This is a genomic window from Sphingomonas sp. YR710 (assembly GCF_900101455.1).
Lineage (GTDB): Bacteria > Pseudomonadota > Alphaproteobacteria > Sphingomonadales > Sphingomonadaceae > Rhizorhabdus.
Genome location: NZ_FMZJ01000016.1, coordinates 1 through 12297, shown reverse-complemented (window position 1 = coordinate 12297; position 12297 = coordinate 1). Strand labels below are relative to the sequence as shown.

Genomic DNA, 12297 nt, shown 5'->3' with positions numbered 1-12297 from the left:
GTGACGCCCTTTCGCTGTTCCCCTTCGTCAATCCCGCGAAAGCGGGAGTGCCGAACAAGGACGAAGCAAGTTAGAAAGTGAAGCTCAGCTTGCCGTAATAAAAGCCGCCACTCGTCCCGTAGGGCGAATATTGATTGTAGAGCGAGAAGCCATTGCCCTGCAGCGCGGTCACCAATTTGTTCGGGTAGATATTGAACAGGTTGTTCGCGCCGGCCGACACCTTGATCCCCTTGGTCAGATCTACCCCCGCCTCGACATCGAAGATCACCTTGGGATCGATCGCAGCATCGAGCGTGGGATCGGTCGGGTGGACCTGAACGACTTTGCCATAGCGTGTCGCGCGCAGGTTCAGTGAAACCGCGCCCTTCACCCAGTTGACGTTGGCAATCAGCTTGTTGCGCGGCGTGCCCTTGGTGAAATCGCCCTGCTTGCTGCGCCCGATGAGCACCAGTCCGGCGAGTGCCGCCGGCGGCGAATCGACGTGCGTGAAGACCGTCTTGTTGAAGTTGGCCGACAGGGTGAAATTGGCCATGCCCAAATCGCCAAGCTCCGCCTTGTAGGTGCCCACGATATCCAGGCCGCGCGTCCGCGTATCGGCAGCGTTGGAGAAATAGAAGCCGCCAGCCGACGCCGTGATTCCTGCCGCGCGCAGCACGCTGATCACCAGCGGGCCCTGCAATGTCTCGCTCAGCAGGATGCGGTTGGTGATCTTCACCTGATAGGCATCGATCGTGATGTTGAGGCGACGGACCGGCGTGAGCACCAGGCCCGCCGAATAGTTGACCGACTTTTCGGCCTTGAGCGGGGTCGCCCCCAGCGCGACCGCCGCAGGACTGTCGACCGGCAGTGCCTGCACGGGCAACAGCACACCACCGACGTTGATCGTGCTCGCCGATGCATAATGCTGCTGCTGGAGCGTCGGCGCGCGGAAACCTGTGCTGGCGGTACCGCGCAGCGCCACGCCGGTGATGGGCTCGATGCGGATCGAGGCCTTGCCGGTATTGGTGGTGCCGAAGTCCGAATAATCCTCGTGCCGCCCGGCCAGCGCGACTTCGACGCCGTCGATCAGCTTCTGTTCGAGATTCAGATAGGCGCTCCAGCTATGCCGCGAGAAGGTGCCCGCGGCCGACGGCGGAAAGCCGGTCACACCCTGCGATCCCGACGTTCGCAGCACGCCGGCCAGCGGCCCGGTCAGCGATCGATAGCCCCCATCGATGTAGGACGCAGGCTCGCCCGCACCGATCGTGTAGCTATTCCGGCGATATTCGGCCCCAAGCGCAAATGACAATGGCTCGACAAGGCCAAGTTCGACGTCCTTGTGGAGGTCAAGGTTGCTGGTCCACTCGGTCGCCCGGACCTTGCCGATGTAGAAAGTAGTCGGGCTGTTCGGGCCGAGCGATGCGTTGAGCGCGGTCGTCTCGACATATTTGGCCTGATCAGACGCATAGGTTGTGCTCAGATCCATGTGGAAGCCCATCGGGATATCCCCGCGGAGACCGGCCGCGACCTGATAATCGAGATCGTGGACATGCAGATGCGGGCTATAGCCTTCCGGATAGACCTCGATGATATTGTTGGTTGCCATCGGGACGCGATAAGTAAGCCAGGCGTCGGTGTGTCGTTTCGAAAAGGTGCCGAAGCTGTAAAGTTCGAGATTGCCGACCGGCAAAGTCGCGTCATAACCGAGATTGATACCGTAAGATTCGGGTTGCCCGCCCTTGTTGCGATTGCGATCGACGGTCAGTTCGCGCGGGTCGCGAACGCCTGGCGCGATGTTGAAATAATATTGGGCCGGGTTGGGGGCGCTGCGGAACGTGCGGCCCTGCAACGCGCCGTCCGCCGACAGGTGAATCTGGCCACCATTGCCGAAGGCGAAACCATGATCGACCTGAAAGCGCCCCTGCGTGCCGCCGCCATCCCACGTGCCGCCGCCGAGCACCGACGCGCCGCCCGAAAGATCGCTCTTCATGATGATGTTGACGACACCGGCAATCGCATCCGATCCATATTGCGCCGAGGCGCCATCGCGCAGCACCTCGATCCTGGCGATACTGTTCGATGGAATGAGATCGAGATCGGGCGGCGACTGCCCGTTCTGGGTGGTGCCGTTGATGAACAAAGTCGCGGTGTTGTGGCGGCGCTTGCCGTTGACCAGCACCAGCAACTGATCTCCACCCAGACCGCGCAGTGACAGGGTCTTGACCGCGAAACTGGCCCCTGCACCGCTGTTCGACACGTTGATTGACGGCATCAATGTGCCGAGCAGATCGCGCACCGATTGCTTACCGCTGGTCTGGAGGTCCTTGGCCGAAAAGACATCGATCGGCGCCAGGCTTTCCGCCACCGTACGTGTCACCTGACGCGTTCCGGTCACAATGATTTCAGACGGTAATTCAGCCGGCGCCTGCGCCTTTGCGGGCGTCTGCGCCATCGCCATCAGCGTCGCGTCGCTTTCCGGCGTCGACATCGATGCCTGCGCAATCTGGACGATTCCCGGGCGGCGTTGCTCGGCCCTCCGCGGCAGGGTCGACGACAAGGCAACCATGCCATCACGGGACATTGCCAGCCGCAGCGGCGTTCCCTCGATCAATTTCGCCAGCACCCGTTCCGGCGCCATATGGCCGCGCACGGCACGCGATCGCATCCCGGCAATATCGTCATAGGGAAACAGAATGCGCAGCCCCGATTGGACCGACAGCGCGTACAGGGCATCCTTGAGCGGCTGTGCCGGAATGTCGAATGCCATTTTTTGCGACGCAACAGGTGCCGGCGGGGCCGCGACCGCTCCGGCCGCACTCAAGCCAATCGTCAACGCGGTCAGACAGACCTTCAATCGCATCGTTCGCATGGTGATCCCCTATTCTCGCCACGAACTCTGGCTTCCTAGGGATAAAAACGGACAGGAACGCGCAACCCGCTATAGGTTACGAAAATATTGCACCACAGCGATGATTGTACGCTCATGCATGCAATGTTTCCCAACGCATGCTGCATCGCAATATTTGAGACGACAGTCAGCCCTCGCGGGTTCGTCTCAATATTATGTAGAGCGCGCCCTCCCCGCCGTGCCGAGGATGTGCATTGCGGACAGCGGCGATACGGCCGGAATGTCGCGACGAACCCAACCAGTCGCCGATCGTCGCGCGGATCAGCCCGCGCTTGGGCCGGCCATCCGCACCGCGATCGTCTGCGCGCGGAGGGCGTCCGGTGATCACCAACAATATTCGAACGCCATCGAGGATCGCGTCATCGAGTTCGCGATCGAGCATGCGATGCGCGCTGGCAAGCGTATGCCCGTGGAGGTCTATCGTCCGATCGGGTGCCGCAACGCCCCTGCGCAGGCGCCGATCCCAACCTCCGTCGAGGGTATCGGCCTTGGCGGGCGCATTCGCCCTCACGGCGACAGGCTGAGGGGGCGTGGGCTTAGACTTGGCCTTCCTGATCGGATCAGGGGGCATGGCGGGTGCGACGATGGCCGGCGACGGTCGCGGCGCGCCCCTGACTTTGCGGATCGGTCGAACGGTTTCCGTCACCCGGCGCCACAGCAGGGCGCCCTCGGCGTCAAGATCAGGACCGGATCGACGACCCGCCATCGGCAGTCCCCAGCCGTGCCGCCGCGGACTTTGGCAACAGCAGCCATGCCTGCCCGCGCCCGCTCATCCCGCCGGCGATCCGCCTTGCGTCGTCACCCGCACCCCAAAAGGTGTCGAAACGGTTCGGCCCCTTGATGGCACCGCCCGTATCCTGCGCGATCCACAGGCCAGATGCCTCGGCTCGGTCGAGCGACAGCACCACGGGCGCTCCCAGCGGCACAAATGCCGGATCGGCCGCCACGGTCACACGCCCAGCCACCGCCACGCCCAGCGCCCCAATCGGTCCCGCGCCCTTCAGTTCGCGGAAGAAGACGAAGCTCTTATTCTCGCGCATGATCGCGTCGCCCTCGGCAGGGTGGGCGCGCAGCCAGGCCATTACGCCCTGCATCGAAAGCTCGCCGGGGCCAAGCAGCCCGCGATCGCGCATCAAGGCGCCGATCCCGACATATTGGCCGCCATTCTGCCCATCATAGCCGATCCGCATCACCGAACCATCGGGCAGTTTCAGGCGGCCGGAGCCCTGCACCTGCAGGAAGAAGAATTCGATCGGATCGGCCGCCCAGGCTATTTCGAGATTCTTGCTCTTCAAGGCGCCGTCCTCAATCGCACCCCGATCGGGATAGGGCAGCAATTTTCCGTCCTGGACGCGGCCGCGAATCTTGCGGCCCTTCAGATCGGTATAGAAATCGCCGAGATCGCCTTCGACGAGATCGGGGGGGCGGCGATAGACCGGCGTGTCATAGCCCGGCTGCTGCGCGCGCGAGCCCGAAATCTCGGGCTCGTAATAGCCGGTTGCAAAGGCCTGGCCCGTGCCGATCTTTACAGCGACCAGCTGGGTCGCGAAGAACCGCGTCGCGTCGCCATCCGGCCAGTTCGCGGCTGATGCGCAAACGGTGGTCCAGTCGCCCGACTGGGTAAGGCCGCTGGCATCGCTGCGCTTCTGGAGCGCGGGGCAAGACAGGCGGAATGCCGTCAAAGCCGCACCTGCCGATCCTGCGGGTATTGCTAGCGTTTCGATCGGAGGGCCGGCCTGAACGCCGCTGGCTAAAGCATTGACAGGCTTACCGGTTGTCGCGGGCGGGGCTTGCGCAACCGGCGGTGGCACGGGCCGATCGCGAACGGACGGCGGCGCATGCTCCGCTCCTGGTGTCGGCACGATCGATGCGCAGGCGGACAGCATCGCCATAGCCGCGATGCCCGATAGGGCCCGGATCACGCGGCCTCGTCGGTTTCGATCAGCAGCCAGTTGGGATCGGCCGATCGCACTTCGCGGCCGAAGGTCCATACGTCATGGGTGGGCACGGCATCGCTCAGCGACCCGGCGAGCACATCACCCGCGACATTGCGGGTCACCGCGGCGATATCGGCATCGAACCGCACCGTCACGCTCGCCATGCGGCCATTGAGTTGGGCCTGTTCGATCACGGCATGTTCGATCGTCACCAGCCGGTTGTCCAGAACCTCGCCTGCGGCCTTGCGCGCCTCGATCGCGCCGGCGAAGGCGGCATAGACGGACTCATCGGTCAAACGCTTGAGCGCGACTTCATCGCCCCGCCAGAAGGCTTCGAGAATCATCCGATAGGCCGAGCGGGCACCATCGATGAACTGGGCCGCGTCGAACGACGAATCGGCGGCGATGATCGCACGGATGCCAGTTTCGGCGCGTGGCTCGACGACGGCAGGCCGCACGGGATTGGGAACCGGTGAGGCATCAGGGATAGAACGGCCTGGCGAAAGTGGCGCAGATGCGGCTTCGGCGGGTCGCGCTATGGTCTGCTCGTGGCCGGTGCGACGGCCGAGCACGCTCCACAGGCGGAACGCCACGAACAGAAACACCATCGCGAGGATTACAACTGTGGTCACCAGACCTCCCATACGCCAATATTATCGTAACATAGGAGCTTGTCGCCCAACTTTCAAATGGCGCGCGCGATGAGCCCGAATTCGCCCCATATCGGCCCCATTGCCCTGCCCTGCCCTGCCTGCTAGGCGCGGGCGCTGATATCGGGGGCTGGCCCCCGCCATGCAAAGATAACAGGATTCACGCATAATGACCGAAGATCAGGGCGCACCCGCAACCATGTCGAATGGGGAAGACAATATGCCCCAGGTCGCGATGATTGCCCAATATGTCAAAGACCTATCATTCGAAAATCCCAACGCTCCGATGATCTATCAGGCGCCGGAGCAGCCGAAGATCGACGTTCAGTTCAATATCGGGACCAATCCGATTGGCGATGACGTGCACGAAGTCGCGCTGAAGATCGAAGTCACTGCGACGATGGGCGACGTGACGGGCTACGCCGTCGAATTGCTCTATGCCGGCCTGTTCGGAATCCGCAATGTGCCGGACGAGCATCTCGCGCCATTTCTGCTGGCAGAAGCACCGCGGCTGCTGTTCCCGTTCGCCCGCCGCGTCGTCTCCGACGCGATCCGCGACGGCAATTTTGCGCCGCTGCTGCTCGAACCGATCGATTTCGGCGCGCTTTACATGGCGCAGGTCGAACAGCAGAGCGAACTCGCCAATGCCCAGCCAGCCGGCGAAGCCTGATAACAGGGTGATGAACCGCCCTGGGCTCCTCCCGGGGCGGCAATGATCTCGCGATGAGCCTCTTTCGCGCCAGCGCCACAATCGGCGGCCTGACCCTCGTCAGCCGCGTGCTCGGCTTCGTGCGCGACATGCTGATGGCGCGCTTTGTCGGCGCGGGATTCGCATCTGATGCCTTCCTGATCGCGTGGCGGCTGCCCAACCTGTTTCGCGCCTTGTTTGCAGAGGGCGCCTTCTCAGCGGCCTTCGTGCCGATGTTCAACCGCACGGTGGCGCAGGATGAGGGTGGGCTGGCCGCTGGATTGCGCTTTGCCGAGCAGGTGTTGGCGGTGCTGCTCCCGCTGCTGATCGTCTTCACCATCGTCATGATTGCCGCGGCCGGGCCGATCGTCTGGGCGATGACCGGTGGCTTTCCAGATGGCGGGCCCGAAAAGCTGGCCCTGGCCACCACCTATACGCGCATCACCTTCCCGTATCTGATGCTGATCTCGCTAGTGTCGCTGCTCGGCGGAATCCTCAATTCGCTCAACCGCTTCTGGGTGAATGCCGCGGCGCCGGTTTTGCTCAACATCTGCCTGATCGTCGGATTGCTCTTCTTTCGCGGCCATAGCGATGTCGAAACCGCGCGAACCCAGGCGATCGCCGTCACCGTGTCCGGCGCGATGCAGCTGCTATGGCTGGTCTGGGCTTGTCGACGAGCCGGCGTCGTCCTTCGGATCCGCCTGCCGCGGCTCAATCCGCAAGTGAAGGAATTGCTCAAACTGATCGGGCCCGCCGCGCTCGGCGCGGGCGCCGTCCAGTTCAACCTGCTGATCTCCACGACCCTGGCCGCACGCTTCCTGCCGCAGGGATCGGTATCCTATCTTTATTATGCAGATCGGCTGAACCAGCTACCGCTCGGCCTGATCGGCATCGGCGTAGGCACCGCGATGCTCCCCAGCCTGTCGCGACAGATTGGCAGCGGCAATCATCAGGCCGCGCTCGATACGCAGAACCGCGCGATCGAGCTCGTGCTGTTGTTGACTTTGCCCGCCACGGCCGCGCTGATGGTGTCGGCGACGCCGCTGATCCGCGCATTGCTCCAGCACGGCGTGTTCGATCATCACGATACGATTGCCAGCGCACAGGCACTGGCGGCCTTCTCGCTGGGCCTGCCGGCCTATGTGCTGATCAAGGTGCTGACCCCCGGCTTCTATGCCCGCGCCGATACGCGCACGCCGGTCCGCATCGCCGTGCTCGCGATGGTGGTGAACCTCGTGCTCAACCTGATCCTGATCTGGCCGATGGCCCATGTCGGGCTCGCGCTGTCGACGGCCATCTCGGCCTGGGTCAACGCGATCCTGTTATACTGGACGCTCCGCCGCCGCGACCATTTCTCGGTCGATGATCGTCTGCGGCGGACGAGCGTGCGGTTGATGGCGGCGACGGTGGCGATGGCGGCGCTGCTACTGGCGATCAACCCGCTGGTCGCCCCCTGGACCGGCAGGAGCCTGATTGCACGCATAATAGCGCTCTCGGTGATGATCGGCGCTGGAGCGACAGTCTATTTCGGGGCAGTTTTCGGGCTGGGCGCCTATCGGCTGAGCGACCTGAAAGCCCAACTCCGCAGGAAGCGCTGATCGGGGCCTCCACCCGATCGCTTGACCTTCCCCGCGGCGCGCCGCAAAAGCCCGCCACCATGACAAAGCGCACAGTTTCGGGCATCCAGCCCACCGGCAACCTTCACCTGGGCAATTATCTCGGGGCTATCCGCCGCTGGGTAAAAATGCAGGACGAGGGCGAGTGCCTGTTCTTCCTGGCCGATCTGCACGCGATTACCGTGCACAATGATCCGGCGCTGCTGACCGCAAACATCCGCGAAATGGCGGCGGCTTTGATCGCGTGCGGAATCGATCCCGACAAGGCAACATTGTTCCGCCAGCGCCAAGTGCCCGCACATGTCGAATTGTGCTGGCTGCTGAACGGCACCGCGCGGATCGGCTGGCTGAACCGGATGACCCAGTTCAAGGAAAAATCAGGGAAGAATCGCGAGGGTGCCTCGATCGGTCTCTATGCCTATCCAGTGCTGCAGGCGGCCGATGTGCTGCTATACAACGCCACCCATGTGCCGGTGGGCGAAGATCAGAAGCAGCATCTCGAACTGGCACGCGACATCGCCACCAAGTTCAACGCCGATTTCGGTGTCAATTTGTTCACCTTGCCCGAACCGATCATCGGCGGCCCGGCCGCGCGCGTGATGTCGCTGCGCGAGGGTACTGCGAAAATGTCCAAGTCCGATCCATCCGACATGAGCCGCATCAACCTGACCGACGATGCCGACACGATCATGAGCAAGATCCGCAAGGCCAAGACTGATCCGGATCCGCTGCCCGAGACGATGGAGGGCCTGGAAGGTCGGCCGGAGGCTCGCAACCTGATCGGCATCTATGCGGGCATGACCGACGAGACGCCGGCCGGGGTGCTGGCGCGGTTCGCGGGGCAAGGCTTCGGCCAGTTCAAACCGGCACTCGGCGAATTGCTGGTGGAGAAACTGCGGCCCATCTCGAAGCGGCTGGTTGCACTTAAGCAGGACCCGCTTGAGCTGGATGCGATCCTGCTGAAGGGCGCCGAAAAGGCCCGCGCGCTGGCAGCGCCGACGCTGGCGGGGGCGTATCAGGCGATGGGGCTGTAACGGCGCTCATGATTGGTTTGGGCGGGCGATTGGATTTTCACGCTGTGGACGAGACTATTTCAGCCGGTGGAGCGGGCGAATCGGACGCCCATTTAGCCCATTGAAATACGCAAAAATTGCGGGAAACCGGCAATAATTCGGTAGCGTGATCGAATTGGCTAATTGCCCGACGTCGCGGCGCACAGCTCATTTCTACCCCAATCAAAAGCAATGCGACCGGTTTATCTACCTATCACATTGAACTTAAAATACATTTTCTCGATTTGATCCCTTTTTCATTTTTGAAGAAATAGCTTGTGCCAGCCCCATATAGCTGGAACTATAAGCGTTGACGGATGCCGAAAGAGCATCCGCGAAAACATGGTTTGGGAAGAGGATACAGCCTTATGATTCGGGTACCTTTGCGCGCGATGCTTTTCGCGTCGGTAGCATTGCCATTTCTCGCAAGCGGCCAGGCGCAGGCGGCGGACGCACCGGCCGCTTCAGCTTCGGATGTAGAGATCATCGTCACCGCGAGACGCATCGAGGAACGGCTTCAGGACGTGCCGATCTCGGTCGCAGTCGTCAATCAGGACCAGTTGAACAGAGCGAACATCGTTGGTGCTGACGATCTGGCAAAGATCATTCCCGGCCTGAACGTCGAATCGCGTTACTCGTCCGAAACCAATGCTTTCTCGATCCGCGGATTTTCGCAGGCATTGCGGACGACGTCCACGGTGGGCACGTTCTTCGCTGAAGTCGTGGCGCCGCGCGGCGGCGCCGGATCGTTTCCTGGCGGTGATGGCGCCGGACCGGGCAGCCTTTTCGATCTGCAGAACGTGCAGGTTTTGAAGGGGCCGCAGGGTACGCTGTTCGGACGCAACACCACCGGCGGCGACGTGCTGCTGACGCCAAGGAAGCCGACTAACCGTTTCGAAGGCTATGTCGAGGGCTCTGCCGGCAATTTCGGCATGCGCCGCATTCAGGCCGTGGTAAATGCACCGCTGACATCCTGGGCGCGGGTGAGGCTTGGCGTCGATCATCAGGTGCGTGACGGCTATCTTCATAACATTTCGGGAATCGGACCGAGAAGGTTCAGTGATACCGACTATACCGCACTGCGCGGTAGCCTCGTTCTCGACGTCACGCCCGATATTGAGAGCTACACGATCATATCCTACCTCAATTCGGATCACATCGGTTCCCAGCCTCAGCTTTACCGGGCCAATCCCAACACATCGTTCGGCGCGCTGGCACAACCACAGATCAACCGGCTCGTTGCGAACGGCGATCCGTATCAGGTTGAGCAGACGTTGAGTAATCCGCAGTCGCTGACCAAGCAGTTGCAGCTGATCAACATCACCAAATGGGCCGTCGCTGACAATCTGACGATCAAGAACATCCTGTCCTACGCCACGTTCAAACAAGGCTTGCGGCAGAGTGTCTTCGGGACCAACTTTCAGCTGACGGCTGCTGGCGTGCCTTCCTATCTGTCGACAGCACAGGCATTTAACGGGGATGGAACCTACGGGAACAACCAGCGCACCTTTGTCGAAGAGTTTCAGGGTCAGGGCTTTGCCTTTGACGGTAAACTTCAGTATCAGGGCGGCCTTTACTTCGAACATAGCACGCCGGGCGCTCGGACAATTTCAGAGTCGATCGGTGTCGGCGCAGTCTGTCAGGTGGGGCCCTACGAAGGGCTGTCATCAATGCGGTGCCTGAGACTGAGCCCGGTCAATACCGTCAATCCCAGCAGCTATACGATCGAATACATCAATATGGCGGCCTATACGCAGGCTACCTATGCAGTCACCGATAAGCTGAAGCTGACCGGCGGTATTCGTATCAACTATGATCGGACGCGGGGCACTGCATACGGTCCGCTGGCAAAGTTCGTCCAGGATCCCGCCAACCCCGCAGCCCTTTTCGTCGGGGCGACGATCGTAGGCTGCCAGGTCCCCTATGCGACTTATGCCAACTGCACGGTCGGCAGCGATGTGCTTCGCACATCCAGCAAGCGCCCGACCTGGACAATGAACGCGTCGTACAAGCCTATTGAAGATGCGATGATTTACGCCACTTATTCGCGCGGCTATCGCCAGGGCTCAGCCGCTCCAGCCGCGGTTGGCGCCAAGTCGACATACGACCCGGAAACCGTGGACAGCTTCGAAGGCGGTGCGAAGACCAGCTTCCATGGCATGGTGCCTGGCAATTTCAACATCGCCGGTTTCTATTCGAAGCTGAAGGACACACAGCTCCTCGTCGGGCTGAACTGCACCAACCCTGTCTGCCCGGCCGGCGGCTCCGCCACGTCCGTCTTCAACGCGGGTAAAGCGCATAGCTACGGCTTCGATTTCGATGGATCGCTACGGCCGTCCAATTGGTTCCGCCTCGATTTCTCGGGAACGTACGTTAAGTCGAGAGTCGATAAGATCAACATCGACATCACGCCCTATATTGCCAATTTTAACAACCGACTGAACCCGGCCGCGCTGGGCGACCCGTTGCCGCTTACTCCAAAATTCGGCGGAAACGTCTCGGGAACCGTCACTTTGCCGATCCCCGAAAAAGCTGGAAAGTTGCAGTTCACAGCTTCCTATCGGTACAGTTCGAGCTTCTCTACGGCAGCATCAGACACCAACGCTACCGCCGCCGCGGCTCTCCGCCTGACGCCTCCGTCGGCCTCATGCAATGCCGCGTGCGTAACCGCCAAGGCTGATCTTGTTGCAAACACGCCTGTCGACAATGCCTCGATGGTCAGCCAGCTCGATCTCAACCTCGATTGGCATGACGTTGGCGGCAATCCGCTGGACATCTCGCTGTTCGTTTCCAACGCGACGAACCAGGTTACCTACACGTTGATCCAGCCGCTGTTTGCGAGCTTCGGCTTCGATCTTCGCTACCTTGGCACGCCCCGTACATACGGTCTGCGCGCAAGGGTTCGCTTCGGCGGACAGAAGTAAGAAAGCGATATCACCCGTGGCACTTCCATGTGCCACGGGTTACCCCGATCGGGGCCAACGGTGGCGGACTATCCCGCCGCCGTTTTTTTCGCGCTCCGAATGCGGAGTCAGCGCCAATTTCTTCCGACTGCTGAGAAAGCCTGCGCGTCGATGGCACCGACGTGGGCGGGTACGGATCAAGCAATCGGGCCAGCCTCATCTCACCCCCGTGCTATCGCGTGAACAAGGTTGAACTCCCTTGCGGGACGCTCCGCGCAAAAAGGTCCATCATCCCGATGAAAGCCCTTAGAGTCTTTCTGATTCATATTGACGCATAGCCCGCACCGCGGATGTAGTTTGCACACTCAGCGGAAGGGAAGTGATCGAGCAGTTTGCCGATACGTTTCCATGTAGCCTCGACGGTTCGCTCGTTGGCCTTGCGCAGCAGCCGTTTGAGTTTGGAGAACACCTCTTCGATGGGGTTCAGATCTGGCGAGTAGGGCGGCAGGAAGAACAGCCTGATGCCTGAGGCCTTGAGCAGCTTGCGCACGCGGCTGCCCTTGT

At 61.6% G+C, this 12297-nt stretch carries 9 protein-coding genes; 4 read left to right on the top strand and 5 right to left on the bottom strand.

The window, feature by feature from the left end; all coding sequences use genetic code 11:
- Positions 1 to 70: 70 nt before the first annotated feature.
- The 4 genes from BLS13_RS16630 to BLS13_RS16615 form a co-directional block, all read right to left on the bottom strand.
- Positions 71 to 2848: a TonB-dependent receptor plug domain-containing protein gene (locus tag BLS13_RS16630; protein WP_093453808.1), complete on the bottom strand. Its 2778-nt coding sequence runs from the start codon at positions 2846 to 2848 to the stop codon at positions 71 to 73.
- Positions 2849 to 3014: 166 nt separating this feature from the next.
- Positions 3015 to 3593 (bottom strand): Smr/MutS family protein, encoded by a 579-nt coding sequence (locus BLS13_RS16625; protein ID WP_093453806.1) that lies wholly within the window; start codon positions 3591 to 3593, stop codon positions 3015 to 3017.
- A complete protein-coding gene (locus BLS13_RS16620) occupies positions 3568 to 4779 on the bottom strand; it encodes a murein transglycosylase A (protein ID WP_093453805.1) in 1212 nt (403 codons plus the stop codon). Before BLS13_RS16620 ends, BLS13_RS16625 begins: the two co-directional genes overlap by 26 nt.
- 26 nt (positions 4780 to 4805) lie before the next feature.
- Positions 4806 to 5456 (bottom strand): Tim44/TimA family putative adaptor protein, encoded by a 651-nt coding sequence (locus tag BLS13_RS16615; protein ID WP_143011991.1) that lies wholly within the window; start codon positions 5454 to 5456, stop codon positions 4806 to 4808.
- Between the two features lie 187 nt (positions 5457 to 5643).
- On the opposite strand from BLS13_RS16615, the gene secB reads away from it, so the two are divergent.
- The 4 genes from secB to BLS13_RS16595 all read left to right on the top strand — a co-directional run bounded on the left by secB (position 5644) and on the right by BLS13_RS16595 (position 11754).
- Positions 5644 to 6144, top strand: coding sequence for a protein-export chaperone SecB (gene secB / locus BLS13_RS16610; RefSeq protein WP_037523320.1), 501 nt, complete (start codon positions 5644 to 5646; stop codon positions 6142 to 6144).
- A 53-nt stretch (positions 6145 to 6197) separates the two neighbouring features.
- A complete protein-coding gene (gene murJ, locus BLS13_RS16605) occupies positions 6198 to 7760 on the top strand; it encodes a murein biosynthesis integral membrane protein MurJ (RefSeq protein ID WP_093453802.1) in 1563 nt (520 codons plus the stop codon).
- 59 nt (positions 7761 to 7819) lie between these two features.
- The gene (trpS, locus tag BLS13_RS16600; RefSeq protein WP_093453800.1) at positions 7820 to 8812 is read left to right on the top strand and encodes a tryptophan--tRNA ligase; all 993 of its coding nucleotides are present in this window, start codon (positions 7820 to 7822) and stop codon (positions 8810 to 8812) included.
- A 386-nt stretch (positions 8813 to 9198) separates the two neighbouring features.
- Positions 9199 to 11754 carry a TonB-dependent receptor gene (locus BLS13_RS16595; protein WP_176943642.1) on the top strand — a complete coding sequence of 852 codons (2556 nt, stop codon included), beginning with the start codon at positions 9199 to 9201 and terminating at the stop codon, positions 11752 to 11754.
- Positions 11755 to 12055: 301 nt separating this feature from the next.
- On the opposite strand, the gene BLS13_RS16590 is transcribed toward BLS13_RS16595, so the two are convergent.
- Positions 12056 to 12297: transposase (locus BLS13_RS16590; protein WP_176943641.1), on the bottom strand; the 242-nt coding region annotated here is incomplete at its 5' end.